At 66.0% G+C, this 19,844-nt stretch carries 19 protein-coding genes and 1 pseudogene; 16 read left to right on the forward strand and 4 right to left on the reverse strand.

Annotated elements, in window-relative coordinates; translation table 11 throughout:
• Nucleotide 1: 1 nt before the first annotated feature.
• Nucleotides 2–817, reverse strand: coding sequence for an ABC transporter permease (locus tag L6D77_RS08745; RefSeq protein ID WP_309295651.1), 816 nt, complete (start codon nt 815–817; stop codon nt 2–4).
• A gap of 354 nt (nt 818–1,171) precedes the next feature.
• Nucleotides 1,172–2,068, reverse strand: a complete 897-nt coding sequence (locus L6D77_RS08750) for a LysR family transcriptional regulator (protein ID WP_232881140.1) — start codon at nt 2,066–2,068, stop codon at nt 1,172–1,174.
• A gap of 108 nt (nt 2,069–2,176) precedes the next feature.
• Between L6D77_RS08750 and L6D77_RS08755 the strand changes: the two genes are divergently transcribed.
• Together L6D77_RS08755 and L6D77_RS08760 are read left to right on the forward strand one after the other, a co-directional pair.
• Complete coding sequence (locus L6D77_RS08755) at nt 2,177–2,779, forward strand: cysteine dioxygenase family protein (RefSeq protein WP_232881142.1); 603 nt, start codon at nt 2,177–2,179, stop codon at nt 2,777–2,779.
• Complete coding sequence (locus L6D77_RS08760) at nt 2,776–4,359, forward strand: rhodanese-related sulfurtransferase (protein ID WP_232881144.1); 1,584 nt, start codon at nt 2,776–2,778, stop codon at nt 4,357–4,359. Before L6D77_RS08755 ends, L6D77_RS08760 begins: the two co-directional genes overlap by 4 nt.
• A 146-nt stretch (nt 4,360–4,505) precedes the next feature.
• Here the strand turns inward: L6D77_RS08760 and paaX are convergent, their stop codons facing one another.
• A complete protein-coding gene (paaX, locus tag L6D77_RS08765) occupies nt 4,506–5,429 on the reverse strand; it encodes a phenylacetic acid degradation operon negative regulatory protein PaaX (RefSeq protein WP_232881156.1) in 924 nt (307 codons plus the stop codon).
• Nucleotides 5,430–5,488: 59 nt separating this feature from the next.
• On the reverse strand, nt 5,489–6,088 hold the full coding sequence (gene paaY, locus L6D77_RS08770; protein WP_232881171.1) for a phenylacetic acid degradation protein PaaY: 600 nt from the start codon (nt 6,086–6,088) through the stop codon (nt 5,489–5,491).
• A gap of 332 nt (nt 6,089–6,420) precedes the next feature.
• Between paaY and paaF the strand changes: the two genes are divergently transcribed.
• The 14 genes and pseudogenes from paaF to L6D77_RS08840 all read left to right on the forward strand — a co-directional run bounded on the left by paaF (nt 6,421) and on the right by L6D77_RS08840 (nt 19,842).
• Complete coding sequence (paaF, locus tag L6D77_RS08775; protein WP_232881174.1) at nt 6,421–7,194, forward strand: 2,3-dehydroadipyl-CoA hydratase PaaF; 774 nt, start codon at nt 6,421–6,423, stop codon at nt 7,192–7,194.
• A 32-nt stretch (nt 7,195–7,226) separates the two neighbouring features.
• Nucleotides 7,227–8,021, forward strand: coding sequence for a 2-(1,2-epoxy-1,2-dihydrophenyl)acetyl-CoA isomerase PaaG (paaG, locus tag L6D77_RS08780; RefSeq protein ID WP_232881185.1), 795 nt, complete (start codon nt 7,227–7,229; stop codon nt 8,019–8,021).
• Between the two features lie 2 nt (nt 8,022–8,023).
• On the forward strand, nt 8,024–9,541 hold the full coding sequence (gene paaH, locus L6D77_RS08785; RefSeq protein WP_232881195.1) for a 3-hydroxyacyl-CoA dehydrogenase PaaH: 1,518 nt from the start codon (nt 8,024–8,026) through the stop codon (nt 9,539–9,541).
• Nucleotides 9,534–9,983 carry a hydroxyphenylacetyl-CoA thioesterase PaaI gene (paaI, locus tag L6D77_RS08790; protein WP_232881197.1) on the forward strand — a complete coding sequence of 150 codons (450 nt, stop codon included), beginning with the start codon at nt 9,534–9,536 and terminating at the stop codon, nt 9,981–9,983. The genes paaH and paaI overlap by 8 nt, the downstream gene beginning before the upstream one ends.
• On the forward strand, nt 9,976–11,196 hold the full coding sequence (pcaF, locus tag L6D77_RS08795) for a 3-oxoadipyl-CoA thiolase (RefSeq protein ID WP_232881199.1): 1,221 nt from the start codon (nt 9,976–9,978) through the stop codon (nt 11,194–11,196). Before paaI ends, pcaF begins: the two co-directional genes overlap by 8 nt.
• A gap of 95 nt (nt 11,197–11,291) precedes the next feature.
• A complete protein-coding gene (gene paaK / locus L6D77_RS08800; RefSeq protein ID WP_232881211.1) occupies nt 11,292–12,611 on the forward strand; it encodes a phenylacetate--CoA ligase PaaK in 1,320 nt (439 codons plus the stop codon).
• A 215-nt stretch (nt 12,612–12,826) separates the two neighbouring features.
• Nucleotides 12,827–13,816 (forward strand): 1,2-phenylacetyl-CoA epoxidase subunit PaaA, encoded by a 990-nt coding sequence (gene paaA / locus L6D77_RS08805; RefSeq protein WP_232881213.1) that lies wholly within the window; start codon nt 12,827–12,829, stop codon nt 13,814–13,816.
• Between the two features lie 26 nt (nt 13,817–13,842).
• Entirely contained in the window at nt 13,843–14,124 is a 282-nt protein-coding gene (paaB, locus tag L6D77_RS08810; RefSeq protein ID WP_023631078.1) for a 1,2-phenylacetyl-CoA epoxidase subunit PaaB, read from the forward strand.
• An 8-nt stretch (nt 14,125–14,132) separates the two neighbouring features.
• Nucleotides 14,133–14,891, forward strand: coding sequence for a 1,2-phenylacetyl-CoA epoxidase subunit PaaC (gene paaC, locus L6D77_RS08815; protein WP_232881226.1), 759 nt, complete (start codon nt 14,133–14,135; stop codon nt 14,889–14,891).
• Complete coding sequence (gene paaD / locus L6D77_RS08820; protein ID WP_232881239.1) at nt 14,878–15,402, forward strand: 1,2-phenylacetyl-CoA epoxidase subunit PaaD; 525 nt, start codon at nt 14,878–14,880, stop codon at nt 15,400–15,402. The genes paaC and paaD overlap by 14 nt, the downstream gene beginning before the upstream one ends.
• 15 nt (nt 15,403–15,417) lie before the next feature.
• Nucleotides 15,418–16,494, forward strand: a complete 1,077-nt coding sequence (gene paaE / locus L6D77_RS08825) for a 1,2-phenylacetyl-CoA epoxidase subunit PaaE (RefSeq protein ID WP_232881260.1) — start codon at nt 15,418–15,420, stop codon at nt 16,492–16,494.
• 211 nt (nt 16,495–16,705) lie between these two features.
• A complete protein-coding gene (locus L6D77_RS08830; protein ID WP_110993846.1) occupies nt 16,706–17,014 on the forward strand; it encodes a DUF485 domain-containing protein in 309 nt (102 codons plus the stop codon).
• Nucleotides 17,005–18,573 (forward strand): annotated as a pseudogene (locus tag L6D77_RS08835) (cation acetate symporter); the annotation flags it as partial. The gene L6D77_RS08830 and the pseudogene L6D77_RS08835, both read left to right, overlap by 10 nt.
• Nucleotides 18,574–18,609: 36 nt before the next feature.
• Nucleotides 18,610–19,842: an OprD family porin gene (locus L6D77_RS08840; protein ID WP_232881263.1), complete on the forward strand. Its 1,233-nt coding sequence runs from the start codon at nt 18,610–18,612 to the stop codon at nt 19,840–19,842.
• Nucleotides 19,843–19,844 lie beyond the last annotated feature (2 nt).

Genomic DNA, 19,844 nt, shown 5'->3' on the forward strand with positions numbered 1-19,844 from the left:
GTCAGTTCCTTATGAAGGTGGGGCGCCAGGCCAGGGCCAGGCGTTCGAGCAGACGCACCAGGCCGTCGATCGACAGGCCCAGCACGCTGTAGACCAGCAGGCAGATGACGATCACATCGGTGCGCATGAAGTCGCGGGCATCGTTGACCAGGTAGCCCAGCCCGGCGCTGGCGTTGATCTGCTCGACCACCACCAGGCCCAGCCAGCTGATGCCGAAGGCGTAGCGCAGGCCCACGAAGAACGCGGGCAAGGCGCCGGGCAGGATCACGTGCCAAACCAGCTCCAGCCGGCCCAGGCCGAACAGTTGGCCGGCCTCCACCAGCTTGGGGTCGACACCGCGAATGCCAGAGAACAGCGTGAGGTACACCGGGAAGGTGGTGCCCAAGGCAATCAGCGCGATCTTCGGTGTTTCCCCCACGCCGAACCAGAGGATGAACAGCGGCACGATGGCCAGGAACGGCAAGGTGCGCAGCATTTGCACAGGTGAATCGATGGCGATCTCACCCCGGCGCGACAGCCCCGCCAACAGTGCCAGCAAGGTGCCGATCGACACGCCAATGGCCAGGCCGCTCAGGGCGCGCTTGAGGGACACCCACAGGTGGCCGGCCAGTTCGCCGCTGACGATCATCTGCCCCAGCGTGTCACCGATGGTGCTGGGCGCGGCGATGATGCGCGCTGGCAGCACCCCGGTACGCGAGGCCAGTTCCCACAGCAGCAACAGCAACAGTGGGCTGACCAGGCGCAGGCCGAGGTTGTGCAAGGCTCGCAGGTGCAGCTGGGCCGTGGCGGGTGCCAGGCTAGTGCTTTGGCGGGGCATTCCTTCTCCTCCCGTGGGGCCGATCCATTGTCGTAGGGCCGCCGGCGGGAGTGTTGATCTAGCCCGCGGCAGCCTGGCTTGATCTACATGCTATCGGTCTTAAAAACGCTCGTGAAATTCGATCTGCTTCTAACCTAATATACGAATTGTGCATTTGTACTTATTGTTTATATGCAAGAGATTTTGATTGTGCAGGCTGCGCGATAGCGCGACAGGCACCCAGGCAGGCGCCGCCTCTGCCACAGGAATGACTGGCCGCTCCTACATCTGTTTCGGGCCGGTCTCTTCTGTGCCATCACCTAGTCCGCCTTGTTGGCACGACGCGGAATCGCATGGGCTCGCAGGGCCGCACCCCTATTGCTGATTCGCCACCCGCTGCGCCACCGTCTCGCCAAACAACGCCACCGGCGCCTGCAAATTGCCCAGAAAGCGCGGATGAATCAGCCACAGGTCGATCACCGGCTTGAAGTCGCTGACCGGCACGATCTCCAGGCGCTCGCGGTGGCGGCTGTTGTCCAGCAGCGGCCGCGGCACCAGGCCCAAACCCAGGCCGTTGGCGATCAGGCCCAGTTGCAGCTCGGTGCCAAAGGTTTCCAGGTTGATCCGCAACGACAGCCCTTCATCGTTCAATGCCCGCTGCAAGCCGGCACGGAAGCCACAGCCATCCGGGTTGAGCACCCAGCCGCGCTGGTAACAGTCCGCCAGCTTGTAGCTGCGTTTGCGCACCTCGCCCTGGGCTGCGACCACCACCAGGTCCATGCGCGCCAACGACCGGCCGACAATGCCCTCGGGGAACACCTTGCCCGCCGGGAACAGCGCTGCCACCGCATCCAGCTCGCCGTTCTCCATCTTGCCCAGCAGGTGGCTGCCCCAGCCGGTGGCCACCTGGGCCTGCAGCTCTGGGTATAGCGCCTTGAGCTGGCTCAGGGCATCGAGCAGTACCACGTCGCCGATGGTTTGCGGCACCCCCAGGCGCAACGCGCCGGTCGGGGAGGAATCACTGAGTACCAATTCGCGCAGCGCGTCCATCTCACGCAGCACCGCGCGGCACTGTTCGTACACACGCATGCCCATGGGGGTCGGCTTGAGGGGTTTGGTGTTGCGGTCCAGCAGGCTCACGCCCAACGCCTCTTCGAAATTCTGCACCCGGCGGGTGATGGCGGGCTGGGTCAGGTGCAGCGATTCGGCAGCCTGGCTGATGGATTGGCTGCGGATGACGGCCACGAATGCATCGATATCATCTATCTTCATTCTTAATTCGCATAATAAATATATGGAAAAATACGCAACAAGAATAATACCTTTTGCCCTGCCACGGTAGCGTTCACCGCTACCTCACCCAGGACATAGAGGGAAGCCATGTCTCATACACCCAACCTTGCACGACTGCGCCGCTTTGTCGTCGACCTTGCCGAGCTGCTCGCCCAGGCGCCGGACGAACCCCGGATACTCGACCAGGGGGCCGGCCTGCTGCGCGAACTGATCAGCGCCGACGACTGGCTGCCGGACGATTACGCCCGACCGAGCCCGGAACGCTACCAGCAATACCTGCTGCACGCCGACTCACGCCAGCAGTTCTCCATCGTCAGTTTTGTCTGGGGGCCAGGCCAGGCGACGCCGGTGCACGACCATCGCACCTGGGGCTTGATCGGTATGCTGCGTGGCAGCGAAATCAGCCAGGGCTTTGCCCTCTCGAAAGGCGCACTGGAGCCCGCTGGGCCTGCCGAGCAACTGCAGCCTGGGCAAGTGATTGCCGTGTCGCCGCGCATCGGCGACCTGCATCAGGTGCGCAACGCCTACGACGACCGCACCTCGATCAGCATCCATGTCTACGGCGCCAATATCGGCGCGGTGCGTCGTGCGGTGTACGGCCCCGACGGCCAGGAGCAACCGTTCATTTCCGGCTACAGCAACCATCACCTGCCCAATCTCTGGGATCTGTCGAAAGAGCATCGCGTATGAGCCAGGTCACCCGCCGTAACTATCAGGATATCCGCCGCGCCCTCCTTGCCCGCCAGGAGCTGGCCTTGCTCGACGTGCGCGAAGAAGATCCCTTCGCCCAGGCCCACCCGCTGTTCGCCGCCAACCTGCCGTTGTCGCGCCTGGAGCTGGAGGTCTTCGCCCGGGTGCCGCGCCGCACAACACCGGTTACCGTCTATGACGACGGCGAAGGCCTGGCTGCGGTGGCGGCGCAGCGCCTGCTCGCCCTCGGCTACCGCGATGTGGCCCTGCTCGAGGGCGGCCTGAACGGTTGGCGTGAGGCCGGTGGCGAGTTGTTCAAGGACGTGAACGTGCCCAGCAAGGCGTTTGGTGAGTTGGTTGAAGCCGAACGGCATACCCCGTCGCTGGTCGCCGAAGAGGTCAAGGCCCTGCTCGATGCCCAGGCCAACGTGGTGGTGCTGGATGCCCGGCGCTTCGACGAGTACCAGACCATGAGCATCCCCGGCGGTATCAGTGTGCCCGGCGCCGAGCTGGTGCTGCGGGTCGCGGAGCTGGCGCCCGACCCCACCACCCACGTCATCGTCAACTGCGCCGGGCGCACCCGCAGCATCATCGGTACCCAGTCACTGGTGAATGCCGGTATTGCCAACCCGGTGTCGGCACTGCGTAACGGCACCATTGGCTGGACCCTGGCCGGGCAGGCGCTGGAACATGGCCAGTCGCGACGCTTTGCCGCCGTATCGGCGGCTACCCGCAGCAACGCTGCCCAGCGTGCTCGAAGTGTGGCGGACCGCGCCGGTGTAGCGCGTATCGACCTCACGGGCCTGCACCAATGGCAGGCCGAGCCTGCGCGTACCACCTACCTGTTCGATGTGCGCACCCCCGAGGAGTTTGCCTTGGGCCACCTGCCCGGCGCCCGCTCGACGCCCGGCGGCCAGCTGGTGCAGGAAACCGACCATTTCGCCAGCGTGCGTGGCGCACGCCTGGTGCTGGTGGACGACGACGGCGTGCGGGCCAACATGAGCGCATCCTGGCTGGCACAACTGGGCTGGCAGGTCGCGGTGCTCGAGGGGGTGTCCGTTGCCGACTTCAACGAACCGGGGGCCTGGGTGGCGCCGGTGCCCGCACCACCGCAGGCACAAGCCATCACACCGGCCAGCTTGGCCGAGTGGCTTGAACAGCCGGCCACCCAGGTGCTGGATTTCACCACCAGCGCCAACCATGTCAGGCAGCATATCCCCGGCGCCGTGTGGGCACTGCGTAGCCAGCTGGCGCAGGTAGTGGCGGCATTGCCCGAGGCGCAGCGTTTCGTGGTGACCTGCGGTTCAAGCCAGCTGGCGCGCTATGCGGCGCCGGAGGTGGCGGCTTTGAGCGGCAAGCCGGTGTTCGTGCTCGAAGGCGGCAATAGCGCCTGGATAGCTGCCGGGTTGCCAACCGAACAGGGCGAACAGCGCCTGGGGGCGCCGCGTATCGACCGCTACCGCCGGCCTTACGAGGGCACCGACAATCCGCGGGAGGCGATGCAGGGCTATCTGGATTGGGAGTTCGGGCTGGTGGAGCAGTTGGGGCGTGATGGGACCCATGGGTTCTTCGTGATCTGAAGCGTCAACCGGCCTTGCGTCATGCGCCAAGGCGTGCAGCGGTACCTTCACAGGAATAATTAGCCCGAAACAAATGTGGGAGCTGGCTTGCCAGCTCCCACATTTGTTTCGGGCCAGTTATGCCTGAGAGATCACCACTGTCCGCCTCATCCCAATCCACCAAAGCGTTTGTAGAAGCTCTCATTGGCATCCGGCAACGGCCCGTCAGCGGTCTCCAGCGCATTGGCCAGGTACTCTTCCGCCCGCCCTTGCACCAGTCGGTACAGGTTGCGGCACAACTGCCGCGCCGCGCGGCCTTCCCAATCACCCGGCAACAGCTCGTCCGGCAACTGCGGATCGCGCAGCAGCAGGCGACGGTATTCGTGGATCAGCAGGGTGCGGGCCAGGAAACAGTCGCCGGCGTCGGGCGCCTCCAGCTCTTTCATCGCCTGCCACAAAGGGCGGAACAGGCGAATGAACTCGCTGTAGTGCTGGCCCAGCTCATCGATGCTCCAGCTCTCGCGCACCTGCGCGCGCAGGGCCTTGGAGGCCAGCACCTCCTGGGCGTGGGTCTCGAACACGATACTGTCATCCTCGGCGTCCAGCTCGCGCAGGGTCGCCGCCAGGTCGGCACGGTCGCTGCGCGGGCAGCCCAGCAGGTTCGGGCCCATGGCACCGAAGCCTTGCCACTCCAGCTCTTCACGCACGCTTTTGCGTTTGGCGGCATCGAGCTGCGACAGCAGCACCAGCGTCCAGGCACCGTTCCAGGCCGGCAGGCTGGCACTGTAGACACGCTTGAAGGCTTTTTCGAAGCGCCGCCGGCCGGTGCCGGTCAGGCTGTAGTAGCTGCGCCGGCCAACCTTCTCGGCAGTCAGCCAGCCTTCCTTGGTCAGGCGGAAGATCGAAGTGCGGATCAACCGTTCATTGATGCCCATCGGCTCCAGCAGGTTGATCAGGCTACCCAGCCAGACCGTGCCGCCATGGGGTTCGATGGCATCGCCATAGAGGGTGATGATCAACGAGCTGGCGCGGATCGGCGTCTGCTCCTGGAAGCGGGTGATCAGGTGGTTCAGGGGGGCAAGGCTGCTCATGGGGGAACGCGGCGCGGCTAAAGCCTCGACTATACCTGCCTGCCGTGGCCGTGCAAGGTTCATGCGCCGCCCTCGGCCTTGGGCCGGAAACCTGAATCGCCCATGCGTGGGCGCTGCGTCTCTGCTTCGGTCAATGGCGGGCACTCCACCATCGATGTCATGCAACGCCGGGTCAGGGCGTGGTATTGGGCGGTGCCGCGTTGCTTCCAGGCCAGTTCCTGGTCGCTGAGCGGGCGCTTGACTTCGGCCGGTGCCCCGACCACCAGGCTCTGCTCCGGGCACTGGAAGCCAGCCTTGACAAAGGCCGTGGCGGCGACGATGCAGCGCGGCGCGATATGCGCACCATCCATCACCACCGCATTCATGCCCACCAGGGCATCTTCGCCCACCCGGCAACCGTGCAACACCGCGCCGTGGCCAACGTGGCCATTGCGCTCGACCACTGTGTCACCGCCAGGGAAGCCGTGCATCACGCAGGTGTCCTGCAGGTTGGCGCCCTGCTCCAGGACGATGCGCCCGAAGTCGCCGCGCAACGAAGCCAGCGGGCCCACATAACAATCGGGGCCGATGATCACATCACCGATCAGGACCGCGCTTGGGTGGACGTAGGCGCTGGGATGAACCACGGGGGTCAGGCCGTCGAGGCGGTAGCAAGGCATGGAGGGGCTCTCGATGTGATTCAGAAGTCTGAAGAATCATGTATCAATTCAAATCGCAACGTCAAATGTGAAGCGACGTATCGCTTCCAGGGTGACGATTCAACGCAGCCGAACCAGCACCAACAGTGCTTTCCCTGGCTTGTACACATGCAACTCAATGGGTGAGGCCGGCTTGCCAGCGCAGTGCCACAACAGCAAAGCCAACCAACAACGAGATACACATAATCAATTTATGTATTGATATTTGGTATCGCATTGCGTCTATACTTGCCCCACAACACCAACAAAAGCCGGCCCCAGCCGGTGCCGAACGTGCAGCCTGAGGTACCACCATGCCAAGCAACCTCGTTGTGCAGCCCCCAGTGGACGGCGTCCGCCTGGTCACCCTGCACCGCCCGCAAGCCCTCAACGCCTTGAACACCGAGCTGCTGGCTGAACTGGCCGCCGAACTCGACGCCGCCGAGCGCGACGAACACACCCACGCCGTGGTCATCACCGGCAGCCGCAAGGCCTTCGCCGCTGGCGCCGATATCCATGAAATGGCTGAACGTGACCTGGTCGGCATCCTCAACGACCCTCGCGTGGCCTATTGGCAACGCATCGCCACCTTCTCCAAGCCACTGATCGCCGCCGTCAACGGCTTCGCCCTGGGTGGCGGCTGCGAACTGGTGATGTGCGCCGATATCGTTGTCGCCGGCAGCGATGCGCGCTTCGGCCAACCCGAAATAAACCTTGGCATCATCCCCGGCGCTGGCGGCACCCAGCGCCTGCTGCGGGCGGTAGGCAAGCCGCTGGCCATGCAGATGGTCCTCGGCGGCGAGGCCATCGACGCCCGCCATGCCCTGCAGGCCGGCCTGGTCAGCGAAGTCACCGAGCCTGAGCTGACGGTCGAGCGCGCCCTGCAGCTGGCCCGCGCCATCGCCGCCAAGGCGCCGCTGGCCGTGCGCCTGGCCAAGGAGGCGCTGCTCAAGGCCCACGACACCGACCTTGCCAGCGGCCTGCGTTTCGAGCGCCACGCTTTCACCCTGCTGGCCGGCACCGCCGACCGCAACGAAGGCATCCGCGCCTTCCAGGAAAAACGCCCGGCCCGCTTCCTCGGCCAGTGACCCTACCCCTCCACCGACGGAGCGCTTCCAGCATGCCTTTCCAACACATCCTGTTTGCCATCGACGACGACGGCGTCGCCCTGCTCAGCTTCAACCGGCCCGAGCAACTGAACAGCTTCAACAGCGCCATGCACCTGGAAGTGCGCGAAGCCCTCAAGCAAGTGCGCCAGAGCGAACACGCCCGGGTGTTGCTGCTGACCGGTGAAGGCCGTGGCTTCTGCGCAGGCCAGGACCTGTCTGACCGTAACGTCGCCCCCGGCGCCGAAATGCCCGACCTGGGCGAGTCCATCGAAAAATTCTACAACCCCCTGGTGCGCAGCCTGCGCGACCTGCCGCTGCCGGTGATCTGTGCCGTCAACGGCGTGGCCGCCGGCGCCGGGGCCAACCTGCCGCTGGCCTGCGACCTGGTGCTGGCCGCCCGTTCGGCCAGTTTCATCCAGGCGTTCTGCAAGATCGGCCTGGTGCCCGACTCTGGCGGTACCTGGCTGCTCCCTCGCCTGATCGGCATGGCCCGAGCCAAGGCGCTGGCATTGCTCGGTGAGCGCCTGAGCGCCGAACAGGCCGAACAGTGGGGCCTGATCTACCGCGTGGTCGACGATGCCGCGCTGCGCGACGAGGCCCTGACCCTGGCCCGTCAGCTGGCGAACCAGCCCACCTACGGCCTGGCCTTGATCAAGCGCGCACTGAACCAGAGCTACGACAACCGTTTCGACCAACAGCTGGAACTGGAACGCGACCTGCAGCGGCTGGCCGGGCGCAGCGAGGACTACCGCGAAGGCGTCAGCGCCTTCATGAACAAGCGCGCCCCCGCGTTCAAGGGGCGTTGACCATGGGTGCTCTCGATCAAAACTCGCTGGTGGCAGTCATCGGTGCCGGAGCCATGGGTGCCGGGATCGCCCAGGTAGCCGCCCAGGCCGGCCACCCGGTTCGCCTCTACGACAACCGCCCAGGCGCCGCGGCACAGGCGGTCGAAGGGATCGACCGGCAACTCGGTCGGCTGGTGGAAAAAGGCAAGTTGGCAGCCGCCGAGCGCGAAGCCATCAGCGCCCGCCTGCAGCCTGTGGAAACCCTCGATGCGCTCGCGCCCGCGCGCCTGGTCATCGAAGCCATCGTCGAAAACCTGTCGATCAAACAAGGCCTGCTGCACCAGCTCGAAGCCCTGTGTGGCGAGGACTGCATCCTCGCCAGCAACACCTCGTCGCTGTCGATCACCAGCCTGGCCGCCGGCCTGCAGCGTCCCCAGCAGGTGATCGGCATGCACTTCTTCAATCCGGCGCCGTTGATGGCGCTGGTGGAGATTGTCTCGGGCCTGGCCACTGAGCCAGCGGTGGCCGCCGCCTTGTACGAAACGGCCAAGGCCTGGGGCAAGCAACCGGTGCACACCCAGTCCACGCCCGGCTTTATCGTCAACCGCGTGGCCCGTCCTTTCTACGCCGAAAGCCTGCGCCTGCTGCAGGAAGGCGCCACCGACTGCGCCACCCTCGATGCGCTGATGCGCGACGCCGGCGGTTTTCGCATGGGCGCTTTCGAACTCACCGACCTGATCGGCCATGACGTCAACTACGCCGTGACCTGCTCGGTGTTCGAGGCCTTCTATGGCGATTTCCGTTTCCAGCCGTCGCTGGTGCAGAAGGCGCTGGTGGATGCCGGGCGCCTGGGGCGCAAGTCCGGCCAAGGCTTCTATAGCTATGCCGAGGGTGCACAAAAACCACAACCACTCACCCTGGCCAGCCAGGCGAAGGTGGATTGCTGCGTCGTAGAAGGTGACCTTGGCGTGCTGCGCCCCCTGGTGGAGCGCTTGCGCGCCAGAGGTATCAGCGTCACCGAACGCGCAGGCGCAGGCCAGCTGCGAGTCGGCGACGCCACCCTGGCGTTGTCCGACGGTCGCCTGGCCAGCCAGCGGGCCCGCGAAGACGGCCTGAGCAACCTGGTCCTGCTCGATCTGGCCCTGGACTATGCCAGCGCTACCCGCATTGCCATCAGCCACGCCGCCAACTGCACAGCCGAGGCTCGCGACCAGGCGATGGCCCTGCTTCGCACCGCCGGGCTCGAGGTCAGCGCCATCGCCGACCTGCCCGGCCTGGTGGTGCTGCGCACCGTGGCCATGCTCGCCAACGAAGCCGCTGACGCGGTGCTGCAAGGGGTAGGCACGCCTGCGGACATCGACCTGGCCATGCGCGCCGGGGTCAATTATCCCCGAGGCCCGCTGGCCTGGGCCGACAGCCTGGGCGTCGGCTACACCCTGCGCGTGCTCGACAACCTGCAACGCAGCTACGGCGAGGAACGCTACCGCCCTTCCCTGCTGCTGCGCCGCACCCACGCCGAAGGAGGCCGCCTGCATGCCTGACCTTTCCCCCCAAGCCCTGGCGCGTGCCTGCGCCCAGGCCATGTTCGCCCGTGACGCGGCCAGCCAAGGCCTGGGCATCGAACTGCTCGACGCCGGCCCCGGCAGCGCCCGCCTGGCCATGACCGTGCGGGCCGACATGATCCAGGGCCACGGTACTTGCCATGGCGGCTTTCTATTCGCCCTGGCCGACTCGGCCTTTGCCTTCGCCTGCAACAGCCATGACCAAGCCACGGTCGCCCTGGGTTGCAGCATCGACTACATCGCCCCGGCCAGACGCGGCGACCAGCTCGTCGCCAGCGCGACCGAACTGAGTCGCAAAGGCCGCACGGGCAACTACGACGTACGCATCGAAAACCAGCAGGGCGAGTTGATCGCCCTGTTCCACGGCAAATCCTACAGGGTGCGCGGCAGCGTGCTGGCACCGGAGACTTCCCATGACTGACACCCTCCAGCCCCAGGCGTTGATCATTGATGCCGTGCGCACCCCCATCGGCCGTTACGGCGGCGCGCTGGCCAGCGTGCGCCCCGACGACCTGGCCGCAATACCGATCAAGGCGCTGATGGCCCGCCACCCGGAACTGGACTGGAGCCAGATCGACGATGTGATCCTCGGCTGCGCCAACCAGGCCGGCGAGGACAACCGCAACGTCGCGCGCATGGCCAGCCTGCTGGCCGGGTTGCCGGTCAGCGTGCCCGGCACCACCCTCAACCGCCTGTGCGGCTCGGGCCTGGACGCCATCGGCAATGCCGCCCGCGCCCTGCGCTGCGGCGAGGCAGGGCTGATGCTGGCAGGTGGCGTTGAGTCGATGTCCCGCGCGCCGTTCGTGATGGGCAAGTCCGAGCAGGCGTTCGGCCGCAGCGCCGAGCTGTACGACACCACCATCGGCTGGCGATTCGTCAACAAACTGATGCAAGCGCAGTACGGCATCGACTCGATGCCCGAAACCGCTGAAAACGTCGCCACGCAGTTCGGCATCAGCCGTGCGGACCAGGACGCCTTCGCCCTGCGCAGCCAGCACAAGGCCGCCGCAGCCCAGGCCAGCGGGCGCCTGGCCCAGGAGATCGTGCCAGTCGAGATCCCCCAGCGCAAAGGCCCGGCCAAATGCGTCGAGCACGACGAGCATCCGCGTGGCGACACCACCCTTGAACAACTGGCGCGCCTGGGCACGCCGTTCCGCGAGGGCGGCAGCGTCACCGCCGGCAATGCCTCCGGGGTCAACGACGGCGCCTGCGCCCTGCTGCTGGCCAGCCCCGAGGCCGCGCGCCGGCACAAGCTCAAGGCCCGTGGCCGCGTGCTGGGGTTGGCGGTGGCTGGCGTCGAGCCGCGGATCATGGGCATCGGCCCTGTGCCTGCGACCCACAAAGTGCTGGAACTGACCGGCCTGGCGCTGGCCGACATGGACGTGATCGAACTCAATGAAGCCTTTGCGGCCCAAGGCCTGGCCGTGTTGCGCGAACTGGGCCTGGCCGACGACGACCCGCGGGTCAACCCCAACGGCGGCGCCATCGCCCTGGGCCACCCGCTGGGCATGAGCGGCGCGCGTCTGGTCACCACCGCCCTGCACCAGCTTGAACGGACTGGCGGGCGCTACGCCCTGTGCACCATGTGCATTGGCGTCGGCCAGGGCATCGCCCTGGTGATCGAACGCCTCTGATCAGCCACCCAGAGACGCAATGCAACGCGGGCAGTATGCTGCCCTCCATGACACTCAGGGCCCCGGCCCATGACAAGAACAATTCGAGTGAGACCATGAACCACTACGCCAAAGCCGACCGTGCCCTGCTCGACCCCATGGAAACCGCCAGCCTCGACGCGCTGCGCCAGCACCAGCTGGAGCGCCTGCGCTGGAGCCTGCTGCACGCCTACCAGAACGTGCCTTTGTACCGCCAGCGCTTCGACGCCTGCGGCGCCCACCCGGACGACCTGCACACGCTGGACGACCTGGCCAAGTTCCCCTTCACCGGCAAGAACGACCTGCGCGACAACTACCCCTACGGCATGTTCGCCGTGCCCCAGGACCAGGTGGTGCGCCTGCATGCGTCCAGCGGCACCACCGGCAAGCCGACCGTGGTCGGCTACACCCAGAACGACATCGACACCTGGGCCAACGTGGTGGCGCGCTCGATCCGCGCCGCCGGCGGGCGCAAGGGCGACAAGGTGCACGTCTCCTACGGCTATGGCCTGTTCACCGGCGGCCTCGGCGCCCACTACGGCGCCGAGCGCCTGGGCTGCACGGTGATCCCGATGTCTGGCGGCCAGACCGAAAAGCAAGTGCAGCTGATCCGCGACTTCCAGCCCGACATCATCATGGTCACGCCGTCGTACATGCTCAACCTGGCCGACGAGATCGAGCGCCAGGGCATTGCCCCCGACGACCTCAAGCTGCGCCTGGGCATCTTCGGTGCCGAGCCCTGGACCGACGAGCTGCGCCGCTCCATCGAGCAGCGCCTGGGCATCAACGCCCTGGACATCTATGGCCTGTCGGAAATCATGGGGCCGGGTGTGGCCATGGAATGCATCGAGACCAAGGACGGCCCGACCATCTGGGAAGACCACTTCTACCCCGAGATCATCGACCCGGTGACCGGCGCCGTGCTGCCGGACGGCCAGCTCGGCGAGCTGGTGTTCACCTCGCTGAGCAAGGAGGCGCTGCCGATGGTGCGCTACCGCACCCGCGACCTCACCCGCCTGCTGCCCGGCACGGCCCGGCCGATGCGGCGCATTGGCAAGATCACCGGGCGCAGCGACGACATGCTGATCATCCGCGGGGTCAATGTGTTCCCCACGCAGATCGAAGAGCAGGTCTTGAAAATAAAACAGCTTTCAGAGCTATACGAGATTCATCTGTATCGCAATGGCAACCTTGACAGCGTCGAGGTGCACGTGGAGCTGCGCGCCGACAGCCAGTACCTGGATGAAGGCCAGCGCAAGCAGGTGGTGGGCGAGCTGGCGAAGCAGATCAAGACCTATATCGGCATCAGTACGCAAGTGCATCTGCAGCCGTGCGGGGCCTTGAAGCGCTCCGAGGGTAAAGCTTGCCACGTGTACGATAAGCGTATGGCTAGCTGATTCAACCGCTGCCAGTCGAGCCCCGGCATGGTCCGGGGCTTTTTTTCGCCTGCGGGAAAGCCTGGGGGCGCTTTGCGCCCCTTTCGCGGCAGCCCCGGCAACCTCAATGCGATACACAAATCCTATTTGATACATCAAATACTGTTTGATGTTGTGTTTTGTATCGCTTATAAATACTCCACGCCCCAACGCAGCCCACCCCCGGGAGCCCGAACATGTACGCACAGCTCGTAGAAACCGGCGTCAAACGCCTCAAGTCGCTGGAAGAGATGTCGCCCGAAGAGCGCGCCTTCCAGGAAAAGATCGACGCCGAGATCAAGATCGAAGCCAAGAACTGGATGCCCGACGCCTACCGCCAGACCCTCATCCGCCAGATCTCCCAGCACGCCCACTCCGAGATCGTCGGCATGCTGCCCGAGGGCAACTGGGTCACCCGCGCCCCGTCGCTCAAGCGCAAGCTGCAGCTGATGGCCAAGATCCAGGACGAAGCCGGCCACGGCCTGTACCTGTACAGCGCCATGGAAACCCTCGGCGCCGACCGCGACGAAGAGATCGCCAAGCTGCACAGCGGCAAGGCCAAGTATTCGAGCATCTTCAACTACCCCACCCTCAGCTGGGCCGACATGGGCGCGGTAGGCTGGCTGGTCGACGGCGCCGCGATCGTCAACCAGGTGGTGCTGCAGCGCACCTCCTACGGCCCGTACTCGCGCGCCATGGTGCGCATCTGCAAGGAAGAGAGCTTCCACCAGCGCCAGGGCTACGAGCTGCTGCTGACCATGATGCGCGACGGCACCCAGGCCCAGCGCGACATGGTCCAGGACGCCATCAACCGCCTGTGGTGGCCGGCGCTGATGATGTTCGGCCCCAGCGACGAACACTCGCCCAACAGCGCCCAGTCGATGGCCTGGAAGATCAAGCGCCAGACCAACGACGAACTGCGCCAGCGCTTCATCGACCAGACCGTGCCGCAGCTGGAACTGCTCGGCTGCACCGCCCCCGACCCTGAGCTCAAGTGGAACGCCGAACGCGGTCACTACGACTTCGGCGAAATCCAGTGGGACGAGTTCTACGAAGTGATCAAGGGCAATGGCCCCTGCAACCAGGAGCGCGTCGCCACCCGCCGCAAGGCCATCGAGGACGGCGCCTGGGTACGCGAGGCCGCCGTGGCCTACGCGCGCAAACAACAGAACAAGAACGCCGCCTGAAGCGGCCATCGATGCGGAGATCGAGCATGTCTGACTGGACCCTCTACGAAGTATTCGTGCGCAGCAAGCACGGCCTCAACCACAAGCACGTCGGCAGCGTGCATGCCGCCGACGCCGCCATGGCCATCGAGAACGCCCGCGAGCTGTACACCCGCCGCAGCGAAGGCGTGAGCCTGTGGGTGGTGCCCTCGGCGCTGATCACCGCCTCTTCGCCCGACGAGAAAGACCCGCTGTTCGCCCCGGCGGACGACAAGGTCTACCGCCATGCCAGCTTCTACGAGCTGCCCGCCGAAGTCGGCCACATGTGAGGCCCGCCATGCACAAGCAAGCACTTATCCAATACCTGCTGCTGCTCGGCGACAGCGCCCTGGTCCAGGGCCAGCGCCTGTGCGAGTGGTGCGGCAAGGCCCCGGCGCTGGAAGAAGAACTGGCGCTGATGAACGTCGGCCTCGACCTGGTGGGCCAGGCCCGCAACTGGCTGGACTACGCCGCCGAGCTGCTGGACGACGGCCGCGACGCCGATGCCCTGGCGTTCCGTCGCGACGAACGCGCCTACCGCAACCTGCTGCTGGTGGAGCAACCCAACGGCGACTACGCCTTGACCATGCTCAAGCAGTTCCTCTATGACGCCTGGCACCACGCCACCCTCGAAGGGCTCACGGCCTCCAGCGATGAACGCATTGCCGGCATCGCCGCCAAGGCCCTGAAAGAAGTCACCTACCACCTGCGCCGCTCCGGCGAATGGGTGCAGCGCCTGGGTGGCGGCACGGAAGAAAGCCGTCGGCGCATGCTCGAGGCCATTCCGGCGCTGTGGCGCTTCACGGTCGAATTGAGCGTCGCCAACGACAGCGAAGTCCAGCTGGCCCAGGCCGGTATCGCCGCCGACCCGGCGCAGATTGCCCACCACTGGCTGGACACCGTCATGGCCCTGTTCGCCTCGGTCGACCTGCCCCTGCCCAAGGCCGCCAGCCATTTCTACCTGGACGGGCGCAAGGGCCTGCACACCGAACACCTGGGCCTGCTGCTGGCCGAAATGCAGTACCTGCCGCGAGCCTACCCCGATGCAACCTGGTGAGCTGATCGCCGGCGACCGCGGCGCCCGGGCCCAGCAGCACGGCGACCTGGCCCATGCCTGGGCGGTGCTGGCCGAGGTGATGGACCCGGAAGTGCCGGTGGTCAGCGTGGTCGACTTAGGCATCGTGCGCGACCTCGACTGGCGCGCCGGCCACCTGCACCTGGTGGTCACCCCGACCTACTCCGGCTGCCCGGCCACCGAAGTGATCGAGGGCGACATCCGCCAGGCCCTGGAGCTGGCCGGTTTTGCCGAACCCGCACTGGAGCGCCGGCTGATACCGGCCTGGAGCACCGACTGGATCAGTGCCCAAGGCCGTGAGCGCCTGCGCGCCTATGGCATCGCCCCACCCGAGGGCAGCGCCAGCCTGCGCGGCGCAGCCCCCAGCGTGTGCTGCCCGCAGTGCGGCAGCGCCCATACCGAACTGCTCAGCCAGTTCGGCTCCACCGCCTGCAAGGCGCTGTACCGCTGCCGCGCGTGCCTGGAGCCGTTCGACTATTTCAAATGCCTTTGAGCCGTGGAGAACGCCATGAGCCCGTTTCACAGCCTGACCATCAAGCAAGTGCGCCAGGAAACCCGCGACGCCGTGTCCATCGCCTTCGACGTGCCCGCACACCTGCAGGAAGATTTCCGCTTCACCCAGGGCCAGTACCTGGTCATGCGCACCCAGCTCGATGACGAGGAAGTGCGCCGCTCCTATTCGATCTGCAGCGCGGTGCAGGATGGCGAGCTGCGCGTGGCGGTCAAGCGCGTGCCCGGCGGGCGCTTCTCGGCCTTCGCCAACGAAGTGCTCAAGGCCGGCCAGCAACTGGAGGTGATGCCGCCGTCGGGCAACTTCTTCGTGCCGTTGGACCCGGCGCGCCAGGGCAACTACCTGGGCGTGGCCGCCGGCAGCGGCATCACCCCGATCCTGTCGCTGGTCGCCACCACCCTGGCCAGCGAGCCCCACAGCCGCTTCACCTTGCTGTACGGCAACCGCGCCAGCAACAGCGCGCTGTTCCGCGACCGCCTGGAAGACCTGAAGAACCAGTACCTGGACCGCCTCAACCTGATCTTCGTGTTCAGCCGCGAGCAGCAGGACGTCGACCTGTACAACGGCCGCATCGACGCCGACAAGTGCGGCCAGCTGTTCTCCCGCTGGCTGGACGTGAAGCAGCTCGACGCCGCGTTCATCTGTGGCCCCCAGGCCATGACCGAGACCGTGCGCGACAGCCTGCAGGCCAACGGCATGGACAACGCGCGCATCCACTACGAACTGTTCGCCGCAGCCGGCAGCGAAGCCCGTCGCGAAGCCCGCGAGGCCGCCCGCGAGCTGGATTCGGCGGTCAGCCATGTAACGGTGATCAGCGATGGCCGCGCCCTGGCCTTCGACCTGCCGCGCAACACCCGCAGCGTGCTCGACGCCGGCAACGCCATCGGCGCCGAGCTGCCCTACTCGTGCAAGGCCGGGGTGTGCTCGACCTGCAAGTGCAAGGTGATCGAGGGCGAGGTGGAGATGGACAGCAACCATGCCCTGGAAGACTACGAAGTGGCCGCCGGCTACGTGCTGTCGTGCCAGACCTACCCCCTGAGCGACAAGGTGGTGCTCGACTTCGACCAGCTCTGACACCGAGCCGCCTTGCGCTTGGTAGGAGCGGCCTTGCGCCGCGAAAGGACCGCAACGCGGTCCCAGGATCTCGGATCCAGCCCCAAGATCGCCGGGACCGCGTTGCGGTCCTTTCGCGGCACAAGGCCGCTCCTACAGGGAGTGTGCAAGCCCTGAGCAACCCCCGCGTGACCTGAAAAAACAATTACAACAGCCAGAGAGAACGCCAGCCATGACACCCGAACACCTCGAGAGCATCAACAACCACCCCGACTTCCAACAGCTGATCAAGCGCAAGCGCCGCCTCAACGGCACGCTCACCTTGACCATGCTCGCCGCCTACTACGGCTTCGTCCTGCTGGTGGCGTTCGCCCCCGGCGTGCTCGGCCAGTCCCTGAGCGGCGGAGTCACCAGCGTCGGCATGCTGGTCGGGGTACTGATGGTGCTGCTGTCCTTCGCCCTCACCGGCATCTACACCCATCGCGCCAACACCGTGCTCGACCCGCTCAACGACAAGGTCAAGCAGGAGTGCGCACGATGAACTGGACCGCCATCTCGATGTTCCTGGTGTTCGTCTGCTTCACCCTGCTGGTGACCCGCTGGGCCGCCTTGCGCACCCGCTCGGCCAGTGACTTCTACACCGCCGGCGGTGGCCTCACCGGCATGCAGAACGGCCTGGCGATCGCCGGCGACATGATCAGCGCCGCGTCCTTCCTGGGCATCTCGGCGATGATGTTCATGAACGGCTACGACGGCCTGCTCTACGCCCTGGGCGTGCTGGCCGGCTGGCCGATCATCCTGTTCCTGATCGCCGAGCGCCTGCGCAACCTGGGCAAGTACACCTTCGCCGACGTGGTCTCCTACCGCCTGGCCCAGGGCCCGGTGCGCATCACCTCGGCGTTCGGCACCCTGACCGTGGCGCTGCTGTACCTGGTGGCGCAGATGGTCGGCGCCGGCAAGCTGATCGAACTGCTGTTCGGCATCAGCTACCTGTACGCGGTGATGCTGGTGGGCGTGCTGATGGTGCTGTACGTGACCTTCGGTGGCATGCTCGCCACCACCTGGGTGCAGATCATCAAGGCGGTGATGCTGCTGTCGGGCACCAGCTTCATGGCGTTCATGGTGCTCAAGCACTTCGGTTTCAGCACCGAAGCGATGTTTGCCAGCGCCGTGGCCGTGCATGCCAAGGGCCAGGCGATCATGGCCCCGGGGGCGCTGCTGTCCAACCCGGTGGACGCGATTTCGCTGGGGCTGGGGATGATGTTCGGCACCGCCGGGCTGCCGCATATCCTGATGCGCTTCTTCACCGTCAGCGACGCCAAGGAAGCGCGCAAGAGCGTGTTCTACGCCACCGGTTTCATCGGCTACTTCTACCTGCTGCTGATCGTCATCGGCTTTGGCGCCATCGTCATGGTCGGCACCGAGCCGTCCTACCGCGATGCCGCAGGCGCGATCATCGGCGGCGGCAACATGGTCGCGGTACACCTGGCGCAAGCGGTGGGCGGCAACCTGTTCCTCGGTTTCATCTCGGCGGTGGCCTTCGCCACCATCCTCGCCGTGGTTGCCGGCCTGGCGTTGTCCGGCGCCTCTGCGGTGTCCCACGACCTGTACGCCTGCGTGATGCGCAAAGGCCAGGCCAGCGAACAGCAGGAAATGCGCGTGTCGCGCATCGCCACCCTGGTGATCGGCCTGTTCGCGGTGCTGCTGGGCCTGCTGTTCGAGTCGCAGAACATCGCCTTCCTGTCCGGCCTGGTGCTGGCCGTGGCCGCCTCGGTCAATTTCCCGGTGCTGCTGCTGTCGATGTTCTGGAAAGGCCTGACCACCCGCGGTGCGGTGGGCGGCAGCCTGGCCGGGCTGGTCTCGGCGATCGTGCTGGTGGTGCTGGGCCCGGCGGTGTGGGTCAACGTGCTGCACAACGAGCACGCCCTGTTCCCGTACAGCAACCCGGCGCTGTTCTCCATGTCGCTGGCGTTCCTCGGCGCCTGGGCCTTCTCGGTCACCGACAGCTCCCGGCGCGCCCAGGACGAACGCGGCCGCTACCTGGCCCAGTTCATCCGCTCCATGACCGGTATCGGCGCCGCCGGCGCCAGCAAGCACTGAACAGCAAAAACAATAAGAACGACGGGGACAACAACAATGAGCCGCACACGCCTCACCTCGGCCGCCTGGCTGGCCACCCTCGCCCTGCCCTTGCCGGCCCTGGCGGACTTCATCGGCGACAGCCACGCGCGCGTCGAGCTGCGCAACCACTACATCAACCGCGACTTCCGCCAGGACAATGCTCCGCAGAGCAAGGCCGAAGAATGGGGCCAGGGTTTCACCGCGCGCTTCGAGTCGGGCTTTACCGACGGCCCGGTTGGCGTCGGGGTGGACGCCATGGGCCAGCTGGGTATCAAGCTCGACTCCAGCCGTGACCGGCGCGGCACCGGCCTGCTGCCGTTCGGCCCCAACAGCAAGGAGCCGGTGGACGACTACAGCGAGCTGGGCCTGACCGGCAAGCTGCGGGTGTCCAAGAGCACCCTGCGCCTGGGCACCCTGCAGCCGATCCTGCCGGTGGTGGTGTACAACGACACCCGCCTGCTGGCCTCGACCTTCCAGGGCGGCCTGCTGACCAGCCAGGAGCTGGACGGCCTGACCTTCAATGGCGGGCGCCTGACCAAGGCCAACCTGCGCGACTCGTCCGGGCGTGACGATATCGGCTACGGCGCCGCCACCAGCGACCACTTCGACTTCGGCGGCGGCAGCTATGCCCTCACCCCGCAGACCAGCGTCAGCTACTACTACGCCAAGCTCGAAGACATCTACCGCCAGCAGTACGTGGGTTTGCTGCACACCCAGCCACTGGCCGAAGGCGTGAGCCTGCGCAGCGACCTGCGCTACTTCGACAGCCGTGGCGACGGCGCCGAGCGCGCCGGCAACATCGACAACCGCAACTTCAACGCCATGTTCACCCTGGGCGTGAAGGCCCACAAATTCACCGCCACCTGGCAGCAGATGTCCGGCGACAGCGCCTTCCCGTTCCTCAACGGCGGCGACCCGTACACCGTCAACCTGGTCACCTACAACACCTTCACTCGCGCCGGGCTCGATTCCTGGCAGGTGCGCTACGACTACGACTTCGTCGCCATGGGTATCCCCGGCCTGAGTTTCATGACCCGCTACACCGACGGCCGTCATGCCGAAACCGCGACCATCAGCAATGGCCGCGAGCGCGAACGCGACACCGACATCACCTACGTCATCCAGAGCGGCCCGTTCAAGGACGTCAGCCTGCGCTGGCGCAACGTTACCTTCCGTTCCGGCAATGGCCTGACCAATGCCGTGGACGAGAACCGCCTGATCATCGGCTACACCCTGGCGCTCTGGTAAGC

The organism is Pseudomonas parasichuanensis (genome assembly GCF_021601385.1).
In the GTDB taxonomy this organism is placed as follows: domain Bacteria; phylum Pseudomonadota; class Gammaproteobacteria; order Pseudomonadales; family Pseudomonadaceae; genus Aquipseudomonas; species Aquipseudomonas parasichuanensis.